Here is a 23,015-nt window from a genome sequence, read left to right as displayed (position 1 = left end):
GAGAGAAACATGGATGAACAACCGTAAAGGCAATTTACTCGGCAGTACAGTCCTTGGATTTCTATTTTTGGCTCCGGTCTTATTCCTGATCCTGTTTGTTTCCTATATTCCTTTCATATGGAACTTGATTTTGTCTTTCCAGGAGTGGGATGGGTTTCTAACGAGAAACTGGATTGGATTCGATAATTACATTCATATTTTTGCTGACCGTACTGCTCTTATTAGCTTTTATAATACAACTTTCCTGGGCATTTGTATCACCTTATTTTCTGTAGTTATCGGCATTATGCTCGCAGCCCTGATCTACCCGTTGGGGAATAAAGAGGGAGCGTTCTACCGATTTGCTCTGTTCACTCCCTCTATGGTTCCGACAACGATCATAGCGATTTTGTTTACTTTTATTTATAGTCCTGAAGGCGTATTGAATCAAGCACTGGAAGCGATTGGCTTGGAGCATTTGACGCGGGTATGGTTGGGTGAACCGGAAACCGTCCTGCCAAGTATTGTGCTTGTAGATGTGTATAAGAATATGGGCATTACGATGATGCTCTGTTTCACGGCCATGCAGCTTATACCGAAGTCCATATTTGAAGCAAGCAGAATGGATGGTATCGGATACACGCGTCAATTCATACTCATTGTGCTGCCATTACTTAAGCCGATTATCCAATTGTGCGTGGTGCTGTCCTTGATCACAGCCTTCCGAACTTACGACTCGGTGAGAATATTAACGAACGGCGGTCCAGGGACAATGTCGAAGACAGTATCCTTGTATATGGTCGATACCGCATTCAATTACAATGAATTCGGTTATGCAGCATCGATGGGAGCCTTGTTTACAGGAATATTGCTGTTGACTGTACTTATAGCGAGACGGTTACTAGGGGGAGAGACGTATGAATATTAATAGAGAAACCACAGCCATCGTCTGGATTCCCAGAGTTACCGTTCTGCTATTGACGCTGCTCACGTTATTCCCGCTGCTCTTTGTATTTATGACTTCTTTTAAATCCACACAGCAGTTTCTTCAGAACATATGGGCGCTACCAGAACGTATCGAGTGGTTTAATTATTCGAAGGCACTCATTGACGGCGGGATCGGTCGCTATTTATTAAACAGCACCTATGTCGTATCGATTTCGATTATAGGCATCGTGCTATTTGCCTCATTGGCAGGATATGCTTTGGCGAGATTACGTATTCCCAAGGCGGAGCTCCTGATGCTGTTCATTCTCATTCCAACGATGTTTCCATCCGAATCGATCATTATGCCATTCTATATCATGATGAGTAAGCTGAGGCTGTTGAATGAAGCTTATACGCTTATTTTTCCGTTTATTGGATGGGGGGTGCCCACGGCAACGTTTATATTGCGTAATTTCTTCCAATCGGTCCCGAATGAGCTGCTGGAAGCAGCCAAGGTAGACGGGGCGAACGATATGCTTGTTTTTGTAAAAGTGATCGTACCCATCATGATTCCGACACTATTGACGGTGGCTATTCTCAATTTTGGGTTATGGGGAGAGCTGCTCTGGACGACTGTTTCCATGTCAGCATCGGTATTTCGAACCATACCACTTGGTATTATTGCTTTTCAAACGCAGATGGGCACCGATTGAGGACCGCTCTCTGCGGCCATATGTATTGTCATGGTTCCGCTCGTTGTCATATTTTTATGTTCACAAAAGTATTTTGTAAGAGGATTAACGAGCGGTGCAGTAAAAGGGTGAACCAATTGGAGAATATAAACCATGTCTATCCAAACCAAATTTTTTTTGTGTATTTGTTTGTGCTTGTTATTCTTCCGTTAATGGCAGCGTCCTTCTTAATCCTCGCGATTTCGTCCGATATTATCGGTTCCAAGTCGAGAGAGGCCGTCTTTCAATCCTTTAAGCAAACCGAGTTTCGCTTGAATCAAATCGTCTCCAATACAGAATATTTATCTGATAAGTTGTTGGGCAATGAAGATGTCCAGCAGCTATCGAACTTGAACGAGCAATCTTATCCGTATGAATTCGTAGTGCGTACGAATGGACTCAATTATTTTTTGCAGCAGGAAATTAGAGTGCAGCCTTACCTGCACTCTTTTCTCCTTATCAACATACGAAGCCGATTTACCGGTTCGGTTACTATGAGAACGAGGTTAACCAGGAGCTGCTCCAACAAGCGATCCAGCGAAAAGGAGTTCCGGTATGGACCGGCACCTATAAGCTGCATTCCTATCAAAATCCGAATGAAAATGAATATGTCGTCTCTTTGCTTAGAGCCGTTAATGATCTTAATTCATTTGTTGTGATTTCTGTTGAAATATTAACGATCCCCGAACAAGCGCTGGAGCAGGCTTACACAGAAAATGATGCGTGGCAAAATGACGGGATGGTTATTATCGATAGCCATGGGCAAATCGTGTCTTCCAAGAACAAAGGTGAGATCGGAAACGATATCGGACAGCTGCCCTATGTTCAGCAGGTTATGTCCGGCATTGAGGGGAATTTTCGCTCCACGATCAATGGGGAAAAAGTTTCTGTATTTTATTATAAGCTGCCAAATCCAGGCTGGCATGTGATCAAAGTGGTTCCAGACTCGCAAATTAATGAACCGCAGAAGTTTCTCGGGATATTGATTGTTGTCGCACTGTCGATCTGTTTGCTATTTGGGATTATTTTCTCCGTTATCCAAAACAACCGCATTATTCGACCCATCAAGCTGCTGAAGCGCGAAATGGATAAGGTTAAGCGCGGCAATCTGGAAATTAAGCTTGATGTGCAACAAAAGGATGAAATCGGACAGCTGGTGTTTCATTTTAGAGCCATGGGCTTGGAGCTTAAAGATCTGATCGATAAGGTGTATCACAGTCAATTAAAAGAAAAGGAAGCCCGGCTGCAAATGCTGAGTATGCAAATTAATCCTCATTTTTTGTATAACACGCTTGAATCCATTCGTTGGGTAGCTATCAGGCATCAGGTGGATTCGGTTGCTGATCAGCTGGAGGTGCTCTCCAACATGTTCAGATATTCGTTAACCCAGGAGCATCAAATCACCACGATTGAGCAAGAGGTAGAGCATGTGCGCAATTATATGATCATTCTCAATTTCCGGTTCAATCACATTTATGAGTTCGAGGTACAAGTGGAGGAGCATCTGCTTCAGTACGAGTGCCCGCATTTTATTTTACAGCCATTGGTTGAGAACTCAATCAAGCATGGCTTTGCTGATAGGATTGGGCAAGGCTTCATCCGTATTTCGATTGTACAGGAGGCGGCTTTTACCCGAATTTGTGTAGAGGATAATGGAATCGGGGCAGATGAGAACCGTATCCGCAGGCTGCTTGCCGGTGAGGAATCACATTCAGGTTATGCGCTTAAAAATATACACAGTCGTCTACAGTTGAAGTACGGAACTGGATTCGGGATTCTTTTTAGCAGTGAGCTTGGTATAGGGACGAAGGTCGTACTGCTACTTCCGGCAGTTTTAAGACACGATAGCGTATAGGCATATAATTGAGGTGATACAAGCGGTATGAAAATGCTTATTGTCGATGATGAAATTCAAATTCGAACGGGTTTACAGGAAGGCATAAATTGGAAATCATTGGGGTTGGATGAGGTGTATATTGCGGATAGTGGGGTTACCGCGCTGCAGCTCTTCAAGCAGTACAATCCTGAAATCATTATCACGGATATTAGAATGCCCAGGATGGACGGTCTGGCCTTGATCAAATCTGTAAGAGACTTGTCGTCTTCCTGCAAGTTTATTATTTTGAGTGGTTATTCCGAATTTGAGTATGCCAAGGAAGCACTCCAATATGGGGTCATCGATTATGAGTTAAAACCTGTCAATATACAACGACTGCTCAATCTGGTCAAGAAGGCTATCGAAACGATTGAAAAAGAAAAAAGTCAGATCACCTGGTACCATGAATATTGGAGTGAACGCCTTGTTCGGGATATTGTAAACAACACATTCACAGAGACACCGAATATGTTAGCGATGCTTGCTCTCAGTATCAAGTGGAAGCCCGGGATTCCGCTTCGGATTTGTTACTTGCAAGCGGATGTGGTGCTTGGAGACGTTCTCACTCATCATCCAGAGCGCATTCAACAATTGTTGGACACAGAAGCTCACAGAATACCAAGTATGGTACATAGGCTTTCTCCCCGGGACTATATGCTGATTATGAACTCGGACAACCGTACCTTTGAGCTGGAGAAGTGGTGGAAGCAGGTTCAAGCGGTGCTGCTGGAGCATTGCCATATCAGCATAACGATAGGTATCAGCAACGAAGATGGGATAGCCCATCTCCCCAAGCTGTATGAGCAGGCTCTACAAGCTATCCAATTGAGGTTATACGGTGGACCACGGGCTATGTATTATTATTACGAGGTTCCTGACCGGAAAGAAGTACGGAGCAGAACCTACACACCGCCAGAGGATGAGCTCTCAAGAGGATTCCATGAACCTTCCTTCGCCTCTTTACAAAGCTGCATCGACAGGGAATTCGACGCGTTGTCGCAAGAACGGAACCGACTGGTGGGGGAAGTTCGTAGGATATGCAGACAATATGCCTGGATTGCCGAGCAGGAGATGAAACGAATGACAGTTGTTTCTATCCGGCCTAACCATGCAGAATGGAATCGTGATCATTCATTGGAGCAGATCGAATCGATTGATGGTTTCCGCAGCTATGTGCTCCAGCTGTATCGGATTGCTTATGAGCAAGTACAAAATGGTCAACCACTCCCGAATATGAAAGGCGTCACCAAGGCTATCAGCTACATGCATGATCATTTTCATGATATTTCTGTAAAAGAAGTGGCGGCGTATATTCAACAGTCTCCCAACTATTTTAGCCATAAATTCAAGCAGGAAATGGGCATTTCATATACGGCATTTCTGAATCGAATTCGGATCGAGGAAGCATCAAGGCAGCTGCAAGCCAAAACTACTGCCGCTCTGTATGAAATTAGCTGGAATGTCGGCTTCCGGGATTATAAATATTTTACACAACTGTTCAAGAAGCAAAAGGGTGTTTCTCCTTCTGAATATCAACGAAAGGGACTGGGTCATCCTGATATATAGGAGAAAAGCTACGTCGCGTTTTTGTAAAAGTTATGTAAATAATAGGCACTTCTCGCAACTTATTGGATAGGACTACCGTTTATGTAATAAAGCTGACGAGGAGTGTGAATAATGAATTTTTCTGCCCGAGGTTCTTTTTTTATACGATTTGTTGTAGCTACGGGAATTTGCTTGCTGGCATTTTCTAATTCCCCACACTCTGCAGGGGCAGTGATCAACGTAAAGCCCCAGTACATTACAATTGTGGCAGACACGGAGCTGTATAAGGACTATAACAAGCCCAAGGAAGCTTTGGCCAGCCTGGGCCCGCTGCAATCGGTGAAGGTTGTTGACGTTGATCGAGAATGGAGGGCGGATGAGCCTGTTGATATTACTTGGTATTTAATTGAGACCACGTGGCTGGGCAACATGTGGATACGTGCAGATGATCGGGTAATGAACGGATTATTGCAGGAGGAGAAACGATCGATTACGACGATTTTTGACACTGCTTTGTATGATCAGCCTAATACACTGCCAAATGGTTTAAAGCTAGCTCCACAAAAGCTGCAATCTGATGCTTCTATTACATATTCGCAATTACGTGGCACTAATGCGATGTCTTTTATGGGTGGTGGTGGCAGCTGGTATCGCATACATACTTGGCTCGGGGATAAATGGCTGCTGAAGCCAACATTGGTTGAGGATATTCATGAAACACCGATTTCGTTCGATCTGAAGCTGGAAGCAGCGGAAACGGCTTATCCATATCCTTATCATATTGAAGAAGACGCTGAGCCCTTGCTGCCGCAAACCTTGCCAATAGTGGGGACATGGGATACTCATGGCTTCCTGGGTCCCAGTGGAGAGCTATGGTATAAATTCCAGCTGCCGCAAGGTGATCGTTGGGTAGCTCCCCGCAATCAAGCTGTCATTTCTTATAAACCTATTCAGGAAACTGTCCGATTGCCTGTCCAAACCCGCTATTTTGAAAAGCCTACTTTAGATAATAGCATGATTTATTGGCTTCAGCCTGGGGAATACGAAGCCTTCGAAGCTTCAGGGGAGCATTGGAAGCATGTAAAAACTCCTCAGGGAGACAAGTGGGTGAATCCAGAGCGGGCTTTATTAGAGCGTCCGATCGGGATCGTGCCTACAGATGAAGAACTGCAATTGACCTTGGGGGATCAAACCTTTGACCACCCTATAGAAGAGAAAACGGCTCACGCCAAAGGTTTCTATAGCCCACAACCCGTACATGCCTTCGAGAAATGGGATGCAGGTCAGGGTGGTGTCTGGTATCATTTTATCGGTCTAAATGGAAATGAATGGGTAAAGAGATAAGCATCCTATTCTTTTTCATTATCAATCGCTTGCGCCATCGTTTTGTCAGTCAAATGGGCGTAAATCTGTGTAGTTTCCGGCGAAGCGTGTCCCAACTGCTCCTGAGTTTTGTATAAATCGTTACGTAGGTAATAATCTGTAGCAAATGAATGCCGCAGCTTATGGACTGACAAATAGGGCTTGCCGAACCGTTTGGCATATTTAATGACCATTTCCTGAATGGCTCGTTTGGTCATCCGTTCCCCTTCTTTTTTGCCGTTTGCAATGGCAAGAAAGAGGGCTTTTTCTTTGCGTGGCGCTTTATACTGCGTCTGCCGTATGTCCATATAGGCCATAAGATTCTCAGTTGCATCCTGACGGAAATATACGGGTGTTTTGAAAGTATCATCGTTAGAGCCCTTGCGGTATACATAAGCAAGCTTTTTCTTAAGATCGATATCGTCGGCGTTCAGGTTAACAACCTCCGAGACACGAAGGCCCGAGTTCAGCACCAGTCGGATAATGCAGGTATCACGAACCTTGTTGATGTTGTAGGAGTATAGGGCCTGCTTATTTCCCGCAACCTCTTCACCATACCCATGCTCAACAAATGCTATGAATTCATGGATTTCCTGCTCCTGCAGCAGCTTGCCTTCAAGCTTGGCTGCCGTATCCTTCGGTTTATGGGTCCGCTTGATCTCGACTTTGGCCATCACATTTCTCTTGAGCAAAGGATAAAACTCCTCATCCTCGGCAATTTGACTTAAATAATGAAATAATGAACGAAGCGAGGACAGCTTACGTGAAATCGTAACACGGCTGTTCGTATGCTCGGTACGGGTCATCAAAAACATCCGAAAATTATCGATGCTTTCCATATGCAGCTTCTCGAGTGCTTCAATCGGTAAGTTTTTTATCGAATCGGCTTCAGCCAGACCTTCCGCAAGCATCCACGAGAAAAAGGTTTCATAATCCCGCACATACTCCAGCAATGAAGAAGGGGAGAGGTCAGGAAGCTTGAAATTGATAAATTTCTCTACGTACCAAGGCATCGCTGGTATTTTTTTATCCAGCTCCTGGCGGTCTTTTACTTTCAAAATATTCATTAGTAGGCACCTCAAATTTATGTACAGATACGTTTAAGTATAGTATAGGAAGAAGATATTGCAAATCGGAATCAGTTGCTGCCATTTTGGATCCAACTGATTATGAACAAACATGTAATTGATTGTTGCCAATAATTCTTTTATTATGGCATAAGAGATAGGTGGTTGACTTTATAATCGTTATAATAGGGAGCTACAATAATGATGAAATCGTTGAGTCTTATGAGGGGCGGATCGGGCCATGATAACGGCAAGGTTACGTTCATTGAATTGTTTTTTGACCTTGTTTTTGTATTTGCGGTTACACAGCTGTCACATAATTTGCTGGAGCATTTTAGTTTCATTGGGGCGCTGCAAACTATGTTTTTGCTGATGGCGGTGTGGTGGGTATGGATATTCACCTCGTGGGTAACGAATTGGCTGGATCCTGAGAAGCTGCCGGTGAGAATCGTGCTCATTGGCCTCATGCTGACAGGGTTGATTTTATCCTCTTCGATCCCTGACGCTTTTGGGGAAAGGGCACTAACCTTTGCTATCGCTTATGTGCTTATTCAGGTTGGACGAACTGCATTTATGGTCTGGGGAGTGGGGAAGGACCAGCAGGATTTGCGACTTAGCTTTATAAGGATATTGGTCTGGCTGATCGTATCCGGTGTTTTCTGGATAGCTGGAGGTATTGTAGAAAGTCAAGTACTTCGGTACGTATTATGGATACTGGCATTGGTGCTGGAATACATGTCACCGTCTGTAGGCTTCTGGGTGCCGAGACTTGGCTGCACGCCAACAAGTGTATGGAAGGTAGAGGGGGCTCATTTTGCCGAACGTTGTGGATTGTTTGTCATTATAGCCTTGGGTGAATCCATTCTGGTAACCGGTTCGACCTTCAGTTCACTCCCATGGACCTCTGTCAACTTGTTTTCATTCATGGTTACGTTTGTTGGCAGTGTAGCGATGTGGTGGATTTATTTTGATTCAAGCGCACACTCGGGCCACCACAAGATTACACATTCCAACGATCCGGGGCGGTTGGCGCGTCTTGCTTATACGTACCTGCATTTACCGATTGCTGCCGGAATTATTGTGACAGCGGTTGGTGATGAGCTTGTTCTGGCACATCCATTAGGGCATATGGACACGAAAACGATCTGTGCGATTGTTGGTGGTCCCGCGATCTATTTGATTGGCAATACCCTGTTTAAGCGTGAAGTAACAGGCAAATTTTGTTTACCCTACATATTAGGTACGGCAGCCTTACTTCTATGCATATTCGTGGCTCACAGCTTGTCTCCCCTTGTTCTGGGTTTACTTGTTACTATCCTGCTGGTGGTTGTGGGCGTATCGGAAAGGTTGATTTCCAGAAGGAGACGGACAGCAGTGTAGTTCGAGCGAGCAACTGTTTCTGATTCAATAATTGCTCCATTGTATCTCACTGCTATTACCGTCTCTCATGGCCTGTAACTTTGAACAGGCTTTAATTTCACATCGTCAGATATCACAACTGCTTCGACTGAACGGACCTTCATCTTAGAAAGCATGCGGCAATAAACGAGGAAGGTGCACACCAGCGGCGCTTGTGGTACATTTAAACTGCAAACGATTACAAAGGATTCATTCATGCTTAATTATCGATGGAGGTTACATGCATGCAGCTTACGCAAATTAGAAGCTTGGCCCAAAGCATCAGAGACAATGTCAATCGGGTGGTTGTCGGAAAAGAGGATGTCATTGATAAGCTGCTCATTGCCATCATAGCATCGGGGCATGTGCTGTTGGAGGATGTGCCGGGAACAGGCAAAACGCTGCTGGCCAAAGCGATGGCAAAGTCGGTTCGGGCCAGCTTTAAAAGAATACAATTTACTCCTGATTTACTGCCGTCGGATTTAAGTGGTATCCATTTTTTCAATCAAAAGCTGTCTGAATTCGAATTCCGGCCAGGGCCCCTGTTCACTCATGTGCTGCTGGCTGATGAAATTAATCGTGCGACACCACGAACTCAATCCTCTCTGCTGGAGTGCATGGAGGAAAGACAAGTGAGCATAGATGGTGAAACAAGAACGCTTACGCGACCTTTTTTTGTTATCGCTACACAAAATCCGGTCGAAAATCAGGGAACCTTTCCGCTTCCAGAGGCCCAGCTTGACCGTTTCCTGTTCAAGATCAAGATGGGATACCCCAATGCTGCAGAAGGCATCCAAATCCTGAAACGCTTTAAAGAAGCCAATCCGCTCGATGCCATCCTTGGTGTGGCCGATGCAGAAGAAATTGTCGCCGCGCAGAACAGCTATTCCCAAGTGAAGGTGAGTGATGATATACTGGCCTATCTGATAGCTATTGTGGAGAAGACCCGGACTCATAGTGAAGTTTCAACCGGAGTCAGTCCGCGCGGGAGCCAAGCTTTACTTAAAGCTGCACAGGTGCAGGCGATACTGAAAGGCAGAGATTTCGTTACGCCTGATGATATTAAAGCAGTGGCAGAGCCTGTGCTTGCTCATCGCCTGATCGTGAAGGGATCGCTCCGCTCCCGTACCGAGGAGAGTGAATCCATTGTTGCCGCTATATTGCGGGATGTACCCGTGCCTACTGAAGATAGCCTGATTTCCGGATAGGATGTGGTTGTATGGGAATCCATTGGTTTATATTAACGGCACTTATCATCGTTGTCGCGCAGGGACTTGTATTCCGCTACTGGGGTCAAAAGGGGCTCAAATACGAGCGTTTTTTTGGTACCCGGGCCTGCTTTGAGGGTGAAGAGGTTGAACTGGTGGAGCGAATCGCCAACCGGAATTGGGTGCCCGTACCCTGGCTCAGACTTGAATCGTTGATTCATGCAGGTCTGAAATTTCAAAACCAGAGTAATCTGGATATTAGTGACGGTACGATGTTTCAGAATCACAAAAGCCTGTTCAGCTTGATGCCCTTCACGCAGATTACGAGACGACATCGGATTGTGTGCAAGAAACGGGGCTGCTACCGTCTGAATACAGCGTCTATGACATGCGGTGATTTGCTGGGTGTGTACCGGAATACGATTAAGCTTGCTCTGAATGTGGAGCTGCTCGTCTACCCGAAGCTGGCTGATCTGGATGTGCTCAGTCTGCCTTCACACAGCTGGCAGGGTGATATCAGTGTTCGCCGCTGGATTGTAGAGGACCCTTTTATGATTTCTGGTGCACGGGAGTATCGCTACGGTGATCCTCTAAAGGGCGTTAACTGGAAGGCTACAGCCCGAAGTGGGAGCCTGCAGGTGCATCAGTTGGACTATACCGCGGATCATCGTCTGATGATATTGCTGAATGTCGAGGATCATGCCAAGATGTGGAGCCAGGTCAACGATGAGGAGCTGTTCGAGCAGGGCATTTCCTACGCTGCGGCCATTGCTGCCCAGGCTATTGATCAGGGGATGGAAACAGGCTTCGGTACCAATGCGCATCTGATTGATTTACCAAGAGATCCCGTATATATTGAAGCAAGAAACGGACCTGAGCAGATGACCTTTTTATTAGAAACAATGGCCAAGCTCGTTGCAGGACGGCGAATACCGTTTGATGATTTGTTGCAGGAGGTAGCGGAGCAAGGAGCTACCAACTTGGACATTGTCGTCATTTCGGCTTATATGAGCGAGAAAATGATTCAGCCCATTGAACAGCTTCGCCGCAGCGGGAATGCTGTAGAGCTGCTGATGCTCAATAAGGAATCAGCACTTAAGGAAGAGGCAGGTGTCGTCTGATGAATACCCATACGAGATGGACCGGTATCGGACTGGCCGCTCTTAGAGGCAGTACAGAGCTGCTCATGGTTATTCCTTTGCTGATGGTGACAGGCGTGTACTTGTTTCCTGAGAATGCGGGCCTATGGCTGTGGCTGATGACATTGCCCGTTTGTTATGCTGTCGGGTTCGCAGTAAACCAGCTTCTGAATATCGGCAAAATGTTTGCGATGCTGGCGATGGTTATCTGTCTCGGAGCCATAGCAGCTTACAGCGTGTCTGGATCTACGTATGCTTTTTTTATTACGCTGCCCATCGCAGCTGTCTGTATGTACCGCGGCGCACGCATGGTTACTGTACCCTGGAGTATGATGTTTCCTGTTACGTTATACGCTGTTGGTCTGGTCATCTATTTTATATCATCCGTTGTGCTCCAGTTTGTACCATCGTTTGAGCCCTATTCGTCCATTGTGACAGGCTTTGGGTTATTGGCATTGGCGATCACTTTTCTGATGACCAACCAGACTATGATGAAGCAGGAAACGCTATCCGGCAGCAAGGAGCCCGTACTTGCTGCGGGTATACTGCTGCAAAATCGTGTTCTGATCGTGCTGGTCTTAGTCATCGTCGTCCTTATTGTGTTCATACGAAAGCTGCAAGCCGCTCTGCTATGGCTAAGAGATCAAATTATTGCCTGGCTTCAGCAATTATTCAGTCAATCTAACGAGCCGCCACCCGTCAATAATGAGGTGGCACCACCGCCTTCTATGAATCTTGGAGAAACACCTCCTCCTGCGGCCTGGCTGCAATGGCTCGAAAAGGCTCTGATGATCATGGTGGGGGCCGCGCTTATTGTTGGGGTGCTCGTTCTGCTGTATGTAGCAGCCAAAAAACTTCCTCCGTTGATCAAGCGAATTGTTCAATGGCTGATGCTCCGATTCGGTCAAAGGGGAATGCACCAGCAAGATACCGGATATGAGGATGACGTCGAAAGTCTGATGGATTGGAAAAGCTTGAACAACAGCTTAACCGGCAATATCAAGCGGTGGCTCCAAGGACAGCTTCATCCCAAAGGGAAGTGGGCAGCGATGGATAATCGAGAGCGTGCCCGATATTTGTACCGTGAATGGCTTCTCAAGCATACGAAGGAAGGCTACAAGCTTCAGAAGCATTTGACTCCAGAGGAAATCAGTCACGATATTCAGCGCTGGGGAAAGAGGCAATCCTCTATCTCAACCGGTCCGATTGTAGGCGTATACGAACAAGCGCGCTACAGTGACAAGGCTCTTCAGGACGCTGATATAGAAGCAATGAAAAAGATTGTTGAAACCAAATGACCTTATGCCAAGTAAGACTCATATAGATAGAAGCAAGTATTGAATAATTCGTTAAGGGGAGTGTAGCTACAATGAAAACCGTCACTGTACAGGATTTGTTAAACCGTTTTTCTATGGAAGTACTAGCCGGCCATGGTCAGCTGCAGCGTATGATTTCCAAGCCCAAGACTCATCGACCGGGTCTCGAGTTTGTTGGCTATTTTGACTTTTTCTCTCATGCACACGTTCAGGTGTTAGGTAGGAAAGAAATCAATTATTTGCACACGCTAAGTGAAGAAGAGCGGAACTTAAGGATTGGAAATGTGGTTAAATATCATCCGCCGTGCTTCGTAGTCACACGTAATCAGGAAGGGTTGAAATATTTAAAGAAATACTGCGAGGAAGAGGGTATACCGTTACTTCGTACCCCTGAGCCTACCTATAAATTTGTGGATCTGATGGATACGTATTTGGCTAAAGCGTTGGCTTCCGAGATCGCGATTCATGGCGTTTGCGTCAATGTGTCCGGAATCGGCATCCTGCTTCGCGGCAAGTCAGGAGTCGGCAAAAGCGAGACGGCCCATACGCTAATCCACCGCGGGCATCGGCTAGTAGCAGATGATATCGTCGTATTGCGCAAGATCAGCTCTGAGACGATCGTAGGCACGCATAATGGCAAAACCAAGGAATTCCTGGCGCTGCGCAGTGTTGGTCTTGTGAATGTTTCCCGTCTGTACGGGCGTAGAGCTTTTCAGGATGAAACCCGGATCGTACTGGATATTGAGCTGACCAAATGGGAGGATCATCGGCTTAATAATGAGCTGGAGCTTGAACAGAAGTTTACCGAGTATATGGACGTACGCATTCCCCATATCGAAATCCAACTGCAGCCGGGGCGTGATGTGGCCGGACTCATTGAAGCTGCAGCGAACAACTGGTATTTGCGTCAGCAGGGCTATAGTGCTGTAGAGGATTTTATGAAACGCTTGGAGCATGATCAGGGCTAGAAGATAAACAAAACATTTACAAAAAAGCAATAAAGGAATTGGTCGAATATTCATAGAATATGTAAGAAGGAGTGGTACGTACAAAGACAAACCATTGAGGTAGAGGTAGATAACTATGGAAATGAATGAGCAGCTGTTAAAAGAGGCGGGCCAGGTTATTACAAAGCAATCAGGTGAGGTTATTTTCCGTTCCGGTGATGCTGGTGAGGACATGTACGTAGTGCTTAAGGGAACGGTCAACATTTTTCTTGAGCAAAATGGCAGCAGCATCCCGGTAGCAAGGCTTCGACAAGGTGACTTTTTTGGCGAAATGTCTTTACTGGAAGGAATGCCGCGCAGTGGTACTGCGATCGTGGATCAAGCAAGCGAGCTTGTCATGCTTAGTGAGGATTCGTTCCGCAAGCTGATGAAGGAAGATATCGTTCTGGCTTGGCGCGTCATGAAGGGCTTATCCAGCCGGATTCGCAGTACGAACAATGAGCTGGCTAAGCAGATCGGGAACGATTTGCAAGAGGTGTCCAAGCTGCTGCACGAGAACGCACAAGGCTTATCAGGCAGCATCATGCACATCGCAGCTTCTGCCGGGGAGATTGATACGAACGAAAGACAGCTCGCCCAACAGATCAAAGAGGTTCAGGTTATTTCCAAAGACATCGGGGTCATGCTGGAGTTCATACGCAATGTGGCAACGCAGACGCATATCCTCGGTTTAAATGCAGCGATTGAAGCGGCTAGAAGCGGCGAGCATGGTCGAGGCTTTGGCGTGATTGCCGAGGAGATTCGCAAGCTGTCTGCCCAGTCCAAGGAAAATGCCGAGAAAATCGCCGATTTAACGGAACAGATCGTCCTCAATATGGATAAAATCACAAGCTCCTCCGAAAATAGTGCGCAGCGAATCAATGAACAAGCTGATGCTACGAATCAAATGGTTGCCTCTGTCGATACGATGGCCGGGTTAGCCGCGCGGCTCTCCACTATCGCAAGTACACTAACATAGCTCTTCCTACAGTAATGTGTTACGATTAAATGAATCACAAACAAAGAAGGATGATACTCTTGGTTGAAATATTGGAAGCAAGTATGGTTTATAGCAAAGAAGATGGACATGTAGGCAAGGTTGCTTTTGCAGTCGAGAATCACAAGCAGCCCTATGAAATCATGCTTTTTAGTAAAAAAGGCAAAGAGTGGAGCTATAGCTTGAACTTCCTGAACGAGCCTGGTGGCGAGGAGGATATTGAAGCAGTAGAAGATTTATTGGAAGATGATGATATTTACGACCAATTAATCGAAGCAGCGAAGAGCAAGCTGCAAAAAGAAGCTTAGACTTAAGACCATAGTACCAATCAATAACCAGGCATATACGAAAAGATCTCTATGTTGCTTAAGCTTCAGTTCCGAGTTTGATAATGAGTCGGAAATGCATAGCTTGCCAGAGTTGGCTCGATCAGATTTTCTGCTAGGATGAGAGGGTCTCCTCTGAAAATATGAAGCTATCGAATTAAAATGCATTTTTAGAATTTCGAATGTATAGGTGCAGTGCTACTGTGGTGGATCGTACTGCCACTGTAGCACTTGCTGTTCCAGTAACCTTGACGTTCATGAATATGAATACATAATATTAAACAAATATGTACAATATACCACCCGCCAAAATCTTAGGTTCAGCCTCATAATTTGTAATAAAAGCTTCAGCTAAAATTATAGTGACAGGACCGTATAGCAAACCCGCAGCCATAGAAGATTCCAAGATTTCTTGGTGACTTTTTGTGCTTTTTTGGCAATTGATGAGAAGGTCCAATTCTGAGTGTCATAAAAATAGTAAGTTATATTGCAAGAATAACATTTACATCGCCAACACCCTGCTTTCCAATAATTGAGCACTTTGCATTAACGGAAAACCTTGCTACGTTAATGCAAAGTGCTCAATTATTGATCGTATTTTGCCTGAAAAGCTTAGCAAAGAAAGTTATTGAACGAATTAAGTTAGGATATCTAAAAATCGATAATAAAGCAATAAACATGTTTAAGGTGGTTAAATTGTGCTATTCAATTCTTTTGAATTCATTTTTGGTTTTTTGCCTTTGGTAGTTATAGTTTACTTTGTATTAAATAAATACAGACTGATAGTTTTTTCCAGAATATGGCTAATAATGAGCTCCTTATTTTTCTATGGCTGGTGGAATATAATCTATCTTCCGCTGATTATTGCATCATTCACCATTAATTTTATGTTTGGAAAGTTGCTTGGAAAGGTCAAAGGTTCATCTCAGCGAAAGTTTGTTCTGACATCAGGAATCTTGTTCAATGTCCTTTTACTTGGATACTATAAATATACAGATTTTTTTATTGGTAATATGAATTACTTTTTTTCGACCAATCTACCTTTATTGAAGCTGATATTACCGCTTGCAATCAGTTTTCATACTTTTCAGCAAATAGCTTATCTGGTTGATACTTATAGAAATGAAGTGAAAGAACACAGCTTTTTAAATTATGCTTTGTTTGTAAGTTTTTTTCCTCAATTGATCGCTGGTCCTATTGTCCATCATAACGAAATGATGCCCCAATTTGGGAATATGAGGAATAAGCTTGTTAATTATAAAAATATTGCTCTCGCTATAGGTTTATTTTCAATAGGGTTATTCAAAAAAGTAGTGATTGCTGACAAATTTGCTTTTTGGGCAACCAATGGTTTCGATAAAACAAACGTGTTAACGTTTTTTGAGGCGTGGATTGTATCCTTTTCATATACTTTTCAATTATATTTTGATTTTAGTGGTTACACAGATATGGCTATCGGAATTGCGCTTTTATTTAATATTAAACTACCTGTTAATTTCAATTCTCCCTATAAATCGCTTAGTATACAGGACTTTTGGAGAAGTTGGCATATAACACTTGGAAATTTTCTACATAAGTATATTTATCTTCCGCTTGGAGGCAATAGGAAAGGGGTAGTAAGAACGTATGTTCACATTCTACTTATCTTTTTGATAAGTGGTTTGTGGCACGGAGCTGGCTGGACATTTATTGCCTGGGGGTTCCTTCATGGTCTGGCCATGATTATCCACCGGTATTGGCGATCATTTAAAATTAAACTTCCAGCAGTAGTAGCCTGGTTAATCACAATTAATTTTATCAATATAGGCTGGGTATTTTTCAGAGCTAAAGAGTGGTCGGATGCGGTTAAGGTTTTAAAAGGAATGATCGGATTAAGTGGTGTGTGGGTACCCGCTCCTATACAAGGGAAAATAAGTTTCTTAAGTAGTTATGGAATAAAATTTGTTAATTCTGCATCTATTTTGGGAGTCAGGCAAGCAATTTGTATGATTTTACTTTTTTTGATAATCGTGCTTTTCTTCAAAAACTCGATTCAAATGCTAAATGCGTTCAAACCGAATGTATTTACAGCTTTGAAAATAGCTCTAATCTTAGTTCTTGCATTAGCTGTAACACTGGTAAATCCAACAAATTCCGAATTCATTTATTTCAATTTCTAGGGAGATTTCCTAATGAGGAAGTATAAAATATTCGTCCGATACTATTTATCTCTATCTTTTTTATTAATGGTTTTTTTTTATTTGATGACTAACTACGGGTTCAATGAAGATCTGTTATGGGTAAAGGAAGTCAAATCCAAGAAGGATAGCTATGTTAATGCTGAGAAGAATAACAAAATTGTAATTAACTCGGGTAGCAACGCCTTATTTGGCATACGCTCCAAAGAAATCACAGAGCAACTGGGAGTACCAGCCTACAATATGTCAATGCATGCGGGCTTAGGTCTGGATTTTATTTTGGAAGAGTCCAAGGGATTTTTAAAAAGTGGGGATACGATCATACTGCCTCTGGAGCACGAATTACTCATGAACGACTTCTTTGGTAATACTACAAAGCTTGCATTCGATTATTACAGGCTGTATGAACCGGAAAAAGTGGGAAGAATAATTCCAATTGATCGTTGGCGTTATACATTCCAGAACAATCCTATGGAATCGATAATCAATGCGGCCACCTCATTATTGAAAAAGTCTTCGGAAATTGGTTACAAAAGCTCGAATCTAAATGATCATGGTGATCAAATCAATAATATCGAGTATAAGGAAACACTGATCAAACATAGACAGCCAATAACTATACCAGCACAACTTAAGGAAACCATCGGTTTGAAAAAACTGGATGATTTTAATAAATGGTGTGAGGCAAACGGCATTGCTTTATACTATACATATCCGAACATGATTTTTTTTGAAGAATATTTGAATCAAAACTATCAAAATTATTTTCTGTTTCTTGATCAATATTTTGCCGAGCATCATATCAAAGTACTCATGAAGCAAAAGGATTCATTATATAATAAGGAATTGTTTTACGATACTGATTATCATATGAATGAAAAAGGTGTGAGCCTTAGAACAGCCGACATAATCAAAGAATTGAGAAAAGTTTTTGTGAATAAGTAAAGATTGATTAATGTTCGATTGCTTCGATGAATTATTGACACAAACAATGATAATATTTAAAATGGGGAAGACACTTGACAGGTGTATAACTTAATAAAATGACTAATTCAATGCTTATAATTATACCGACATCTTGGATGCTGGCCGGTATTGACTGAAATGAAATATTTGGAAATGCTGCGCCCTATAGTAGATGGACAAACTGATGCGGGTTAAAAAAGGCTTCATACCGAGCAGGGCTACGTTTGCAAATTGCTCTATGAATACCGATTAAGACCGAGCCTCCTTGCTGGGTCTCTTTTCTATGGTAGTGGGGAAATAACGATAAAGGGGTATGACGTGGATACAAAAAAAAAACCTAAGGTGATTCTTACAATGCTCCAGTATTATGAGCCTGGTTACAAAGCTGGCGGTCCTATTACCACTATTAAAAATTCAATTCATTACCTAAGTGATCAATATAGATTTAGGGTTGTAACCTCAGACCGTGATTTGGGAGATAGAGCACCCTATCCGCTTCTTTTAGATCAATGGATTACCGGAATTTCGGAGGTCATCTATATATCCCGAGGTAATTGTGGGACAATGCTCAAGCTTTTAAAGCAAGAAGAGTATGATATTTTATATGCGAACAGCTTTTTCAGCTATGCATTCTCAATTCGCCCCATTTTTTATCATCATTTTTTTTTGCGTTCTCGAACAAAAGTTATTGTTGCACCAAGAGGGGAATTTTCAGCTGGCGCATTGTCGCTGAATACTTTAAAAAAACGTTGTTTCATAGGTTTGTCTAAGGCATTGGGCCTCTATAAGCATGTGACCTGGCAGGCTTCCAGTGAGATTGAAAAACAGGAAATTCAACAAGTATTTGGTAAGCTTTCTCATGTTATAGTAGCCCCTGACCTTCCTTCCAAAGCGAACTATGAGAGTCAAACTTTACGTCGTACGAAGGTAAAAGGACTACTCAGGCTCGTTTTCCTATCAAGAGTATCAAAAATGAAAAATCTTGATTTTGCTTTAAAATCTATGCAGCATGTAACGGGTCAGGTTTTGTTTACTATTTACGGACCGATTGAAGACATTTTATATTGGGAGAGCTGTCAAGCGATAGCAGACAAGCTTCCAGCCAATATAACAGTTGAATACAAAGGAGCCGTTAGGCATGATGAAGTAAAAAGCTGCATGGAACAAAATGACGTGTTTTACCTTCCCACATTGGGTGAAGGATTCGGTCATGCTATCTTTGAGGCATTACAATCCGCTTGTCCTGTTTTATTATCTGATCGTACCCCATGGAATGACGTAGCCGATGCCAATGCTGGAGTTGTGCTGCCATTGGAGGAGCCAAACGGGTTTGCTCAAGCGGTGCAACAATTCGTCGATATGGATGCAGAAGCATACAGCCGTATGTCCGTCAATGCGTATGCTTACAGTCTTGCTTATATGAGGGACTCACAGGTCATTAAAGCCCACAGGTCGCTTTTTGACGAATAGTCCGATTTTTTCGGCTATGAAGTTCGGAATTAAGGAGGAAATAATGAAAACAATTTTGGTCACAGGGGCGAGCGGATTTATTGGAAGTGACATTCTGAGAGAGCTGCAGAATGATTATGGCCTCATTGCGCTGGGCCGAAACTTTAAGAAGAAGGAGCCACACACTAATATTCACTATGTGACAGGTGATCTCAACCAATTGAATTTGGATGATATTCGTGCTGACTTGCCTACTGAGCTTCAGATTGATGTTTGTATCCATTCGGCTGGACAGGCACATATTGCCCAGACGGGTAATGCCGATTTTATGTTTATGAGAAACAACATAGATGCAACAATAGCGGTTCTACATCTAGCCCTTGAGGCAAAGGTCAGCAAGTTTGTTTTGATCAGCAGTGTGGTAGTCTATAATAATGATCCCAGTGACATATATGAGCAGTCCAAACGCAAGGCGGAGGAATACGTTACGGCCTTTTGTAAGCAACATCAAATTACTTTTATCATCATACGACCAACAATGGTTTATGGAAAGAATGAACCTAGTCGTTATTTTGCAGATTTGATCAACAAAATGGGTAGAGGCTATTACCTGCTTCCGAATAGCGGTAATAAAATTATGAATATGGTTTATATCAAAAATGTAAGTTTTATTATTCGAAAAACGTTAGAATGGGATAGCTATAATAATTCCATCATTGTGGCCCGCGATCATGAGCAATTGACTCTTCGTGAATGGTGTTCTCAGTTGAAGGGAGTGATAAACAAGGAATGTTATCTAATACCCATTCCTACTTTGATCGTTAAGATTCTTATTATTGCAATAAATCTGGTACAGAAGATTGGTTTGTTGAAGAGATTCAAGGTAAGAAGCCTACGCAACTTGAATACTCAAGTCCAGTACCCTTTGAGTGTTCAAAATGCAAGCTTGGTTGCTGCACTTCCTTACACTGCTCAAGAAGGTATGGCTGATATGGGATTAATAACAAATAAATAAACCCTTCTTTGATTGTAGTCGTTTGATATATTTAAGAAAATGATTGTACGAAGGGATATACGGATAAGTGGACACATCAGTAAAGAAGCTGCTATTTGTAGTTATGCCTATTTTTTTGTTCTTGATTACAATTCCTTTGGTAAATAAATATCCAGGAACCGCAGTTCCTTTCTTATTGTTCGATTTAAGCTTCTTGGGAATGTTTTTACTTGTTTTTCCCAGACCACGAATTTATTCCTATACGTTTTTTGCTTCATTTCTTTTTTTGGGATTTTGGGTTAAATTTATGTTCCATTCTTATTCTGGCCAGTCCTTTATAGAGCCAGTAGGTCTATTTACTGGTTTACCTCAGCAATGGGATAAAGGTCTTTACATATCTGCTGCGGCTGCCATGGGTTTGATCGTATTCCGCTCTCTGCACCTTGTATATGTTCGCTTATATAAAAGGGATAAACCTCATATTCTGAACGCAAATCAAAGTTTGTTAAAGCTTCCTATCTGGTATATCCGTTATCGCAATATGATATGGTCAATTACATTGCTTTGTATCGTCGGTTTAAATCTAGCAAATGTTTGGGGTGCCTATTACCAGGTAGGAATTAATACAAAGGTTTTTTTGTTATTTCCGTTTAATTTGCTAGCGGCGTGGTTTATTAATGTGGGATTTGGAATATGGATGTCTTGCTTGATTTTCTGGGAATATCACAATAAAAACAAAAGTCTCCTGATCGTAGTGATAGCAGCTTTTTTAGAAGGTGTGATTTCTTCCATTACTGCATTGAGCAGATCTATGTATTTATTTCGTACCATTCCTTATTTTATTGTTATTACCGAAAAGGAGTTCAAAGCTCATTTTAATATAAGAAAACTGGCTTTATTGGGAGTGATTTTTTGTTGCTTATTTGCTTTAAGCTTGGTTTCGGTATCGCTATTGAGGCTTCCTTTATACTATAATTTATCAATGAGCAGTAATCCAAAAATAGAAACAGCGGTGCCAACACCAGTAGTACCTCAGACAGATGCAAGCACAGCAGTGTCAACACCAGTAGTACCTGAGGCGGTAACGTTCAAGGAACTGCCTTCTGGTGTCAAAGAAGCAGCAAAATATGAACTTCAGAATCTGTTTATTAATAGGTGGATAGGCATGGAAGGAATTCTTGCCGTTGCTTCTAGTAGAGAGAGTTTAGGTGTATCCTATTTAATGAACGCTTTAACGGAAGATCCGAGAACAGGGGTTAACTCCCTTTATCAGAGACTCTCCAAGTCCTTATATTTAGAATCCAGTAAAACAACGTTTATGACTATTCCAGGTGTTGTGGCAATCCTTTACTATTCTGGATCGATATGGTATGTGTTTAGTGGAATGCTGCTTGTTTGTGTATTAATGTTCGTAACGGAACTCTTTTGTTTTTACTACCTTAAGAATATATTTTTAATTTCTTTTATTGGCTTATCCATGGCAAATGTGTTGTGTCAAATGAATTTTCCTTATTTGGGATTAACATTTTTTATTGAACTTTGGGCTGCACTTGTAGTAATTTGGATATTGCAGAACAAACTTAACATAAACCGGAATATGGCAGCCAGTAGACAGGAGAACTTATGAATCCGCTTGTTTCAATAGTGATTCCTACTTATAATTGCTCTGATTACTTGGTAGCGGCTATAGATAGCGTTTTGGCGCAAACATACAGCCCGATAGAGTTAATTGTTCTTGATGACGGATCAACTGATAACACGGTTGAGATTCTGAGCAAATATAACGGAAGGCTGATATGGGAGAGCCATGTCAATATGGGGCAGGCTAATTCTTTGAATAAAGGCTGGCAAATGTCAAAGGGGGGCATCTTATCCTATTTGAGTTCTGATGATGTGCTCTTACCATCAGCTGCTGAACACGCTGTACAATATTTAAATCAGGATAGCGCTGTGATTATGACCTATTGCGATTACAAATTGATTGATGCTGATTCCAATACGATCAGAAGTGTCAAAGCTCGTGATTATAGTTATCATGATATGGCTGTTAAACTTATTTGTCAGCCAGGACCTGGTGTTTTTTTTCGGCGTTCTGCTTTCGAAATTACCGGAGGCTGGGATGGACAATTTCGTCAAATGCCTGATCTGGAATTCTGGCTCAGATTGGGTCTATTAGGTGAATTCAAACGACTGCCTTTTGTTGATGCTTTATACAGAGTTCACGAACTTTCTCAATCCTTTGCCAAATTAGACCAAGTCAGGGCAGAGGAGCCACTGGCTATTGTAAACAAATTTTATAAAACAGAAAAAAAAATACCTGGTTATATTTCGCGAGATTTCAATTACGCACTCTCAAATGCTTATATATTGTCTTCACGCTTGCACTTAAGGTCAAATAGGTTGAAAAAAGGAGTTTCTATGTTGTATAAGTCACTTCAGATATACCCGAAAAATATTTTTTCCATTAAAACTGTACGCTTATTAATTAATGCTGTTTTTAGCAGGCCGCTGTATAAGCTGGTATGGAAAATAAGAAATTTGCAAAGCAAACATAAATAAGCAATTACATTCA

Annotated in this window: 20 protein-coding genes; 19 read left to right on the top strand and 1 reads right to left on the bottom strand. The window is 42.6% G+C overall.

What is annotated here, in order from left to right:
• Positions 1–13: 13 nt before the first annotated feature.
• The 6 genes from LRL21_RS42165 to LRL21_RS42140 all read left to right on the top strand — a co-directional run bounded on the left by LRL21_RS42165 (position 14) and on the right by LRL21_RS42140 (position 6,402).
• Positions 14–907: a carbohydrate ABC transporter permease gene (locus LRL21_RS42165; RefSeq protein WP_240421745.1), complete on the top strand. Its 894-nt coding sequence runs from the start codon at positions 14–16 to the stop codon at positions 905–907.
• Complete coding sequence (locus tag LRL21_RS42160) at positions 897–1,619, top strand: carbohydrate ABC transporter permease (protein ID WP_240421744.1); 723 nt, start codon at positions 897–899, stop codon at positions 1,617–1,619. Before LRL21_RS42165 ends, LRL21_RS42160 begins: the two co-directional genes overlap by 11 nt.
• 116 nt (positions 1,620–1,735) lie before the next feature.
• Positions 1,736–2,296 (top strand): hypothetical protein, encoded by a 561-nt coding sequence (locus tag LRL21_RS42155; RefSeq protein WP_240421743.1) that lies wholly within the window; start codon positions 1,736–1,738, stop codon positions 2,294–2,296.
• Complete coding sequence (locus LRL21_RS42150; protein ID WP_240421742.1) at positions 2,293–3,492, top strand: histidine kinase; 1,200 nt, start codon at positions 2,293–2,295, stop codon at positions 3,490–3,492. Before LRL21_RS42155 ends, LRL21_RS42150 begins: the two co-directional genes overlap by 4 nt.
• A 27-nt stretch (positions 3,493–3,519) precedes the next feature.
• Positions 3,520–5,079 carry a response regulator gene (locus LRL21_RS42145; RefSeq protein WP_240421741.1) on the top strand — a complete coding sequence of 520 codons (1,560 nt, stop codon included), beginning with the start codon at positions 3,520–3,522 and terminating at the stop codon, positions 5,077–5,079.
• Positions 5,080–5,190: 111 nt separating this feature from the next.
• Entirely contained in the window at positions 5,191–6,402 is a 1,212-nt protein-coding gene (locus LRL21_RS42140) for a hypothetical protein (protein WP_240421740.1), read from the top strand.
• 5 nt (positions 6,403–6,407) lie between these two features.
• On the opposite strand, the gene xerS is transcribed toward LRL21_RS42140, so the two are convergent.
• Positions 6,408–7,487 (bottom strand): tyrosine recombinase XerS, encoded by a 1,080-nt coding sequence (gene xerS, locus LRL21_RS42135; RefSeq protein WP_240421739.1) that lies wholly within the window; start codon positions 7,485–7,487, stop codon positions 6,408–6,410.
• Positions 7,488–7,688: 201 nt separating this feature from the next.
• Here xerS and LRL21_RS42130 point away from each other — a divergent pair, with 201 nt between their 5' ends.
• From LRL21_RS42130 to LRL21_RS42070, 13 genes are all read left to right on the top strand, one after another.
• Positions 7,689–8,867, top strand: coding sequence for a low temperature requirement protein A (locus LRL21_RS42130; RefSeq protein ID WP_240421738.1), 1,179 nt, complete (start codon positions 7,689–7,691; stop codon positions 8,865–8,867).
• Between the two features lie 263 nt (positions 8,868–9,130).
• Positions 9,131–10,093, top strand: a complete 963-nt coding sequence (locus tag LRL21_RS42125) for an AAA family ATPase (protein WP_240421737.1) — start codon at positions 9,131–9,133, stop codon at positions 10,091–10,093.
• Positions 10,094–10,104: 11 nt separating this feature from the next.
• Complete coding sequence (locus LRL21_RS42120; RefSeq protein WP_240421736.1) at positions 10,105–11,214, top strand: DUF58 domain-containing protein; 1,110 nt, start codon at positions 10,105–10,107, stop codon at positions 11,212–11,214.
• Positions 11,214–12,530: an MFS transporter gene (locus tag LRL21_RS42115; protein ID WP_240421735.1), complete on the top strand. Its 1,317-nt coding sequence runs from the start codon at positions 11,214–11,216 to the stop codon at positions 12,528–12,530. Before LRL21_RS42120 ends, LRL21_RS42115 begins: the two co-directional genes overlap by 1 nt.
• 71 nt (positions 12,531–12,601) lie before the next feature.
• Positions 12,602–13,516, top strand: coding sequence for an HPr(Ser) kinase/phosphatase (gene hprK / locus LRL21_RS42110; protein ID WP_240421734.1), 915 nt, complete (start codon positions 12,602–12,604; stop codon positions 13,514–13,516).
• A 115-nt stretch (positions 13,517–13,631) separates the two neighbouring features.
• Positions 13,632–14,513, top strand: a complete 882-nt coding sequence (locus tag LRL21_RS42105) for a methyl-accepting chemotaxis protein (RefSeq protein WP_240421733.1) — start codon at positions 13,632–13,634, stop codon at positions 14,511–14,513.
• Between the two features lie 59 nt (positions 14,514–14,572).
• Complete coding sequence (locus LRL21_RS42100) at positions 14,573–14,839, top strand: hypothetical protein (RefSeq protein ID WP_420832564.1); 267 nt, start codon at positions 14,573–14,575, stop codon at positions 14,837–14,839.
• 716 nt (positions 14,840–15,555) lie between these two features.
• Complete coding sequence (locus tag LRL21_RS42095; RefSeq protein ID WP_240421732.1) at positions 15,556–17,016, top strand: MBOAT family O-acyltransferase; 1,461 nt, start codon at positions 15,556–15,558, stop codon at positions 17,014–17,016.
• A gap of 12 nt (positions 17,017–17,028) precedes the next feature.
• Positions 17,029–17,979: a hypothetical protein gene (locus tag LRL21_RS42090; protein WP_240421731.1), complete on the top strand. Its 951-nt coding sequence runs from the start codon at positions 17,029–17,031 to the stop codon at positions 17,977–17,979.
• A gap of 339 nt (positions 17,980–18,318) precedes the next feature.
• Positions 18,319–19,470, top strand: coding sequence for a glycosyltransferase family 4 protein (locus tag LRL21_RS42085; protein ID WP_240421730.1), 1,152 nt, complete (start codon positions 18,319–18,321; stop codon positions 19,468–19,470).
• A 43-nt stretch (positions 19,471–19,513) separates the two neighbouring features.
• Positions 19,514–20,464, top strand: a complete 951-nt coding sequence (locus LRL21_RS42080; RefSeq protein ID WP_240421729.1) for an NAD-dependent epimerase/dehydratase family protein — start codon at positions 19,514–19,516, stop codon at positions 20,462–20,464.
• A gap of 121 nt (positions 20,465–20,585) precedes the next feature.
• Positions 20,586–22,070 (top strand): hypothetical protein, encoded by a 1,485-nt coding sequence (locus LRL21_RS42075; RefSeq protein ID WP_240421728.1) that lies wholly within the window; start codon positions 20,586–20,588, stop codon positions 22,068–22,070.
• Entirely contained in the window at positions 22,067–23,002 is a 936-nt protein-coding gene (locus LRL21_RS42070; protein WP_240421727.1) for a glycosyltransferase, read from the top strand. The genes LRL21_RS42075 and LRL21_RS42070 overlap by 4 nt, the downstream gene beginning before the upstream one ends.
• Positions 23,003–23,015 lie beyond the last annotated feature (13 nt).

Origin of the sequence: Paenibacillus periandrae (genome assembly GCF_022458865.1) — a bacterium.
Classification (GTDB): Bacteria; Bacillota; Bacilli; order Paenibacillales; family NBRC-103111; genus Paenibacillus_S; species Paenibacillus_S periandrae.
The sequence above is the reverse complement of the archived record's forward strand: the minus strand, read 5'-3'. Positions and strand labels throughout refer to the sequence as shown.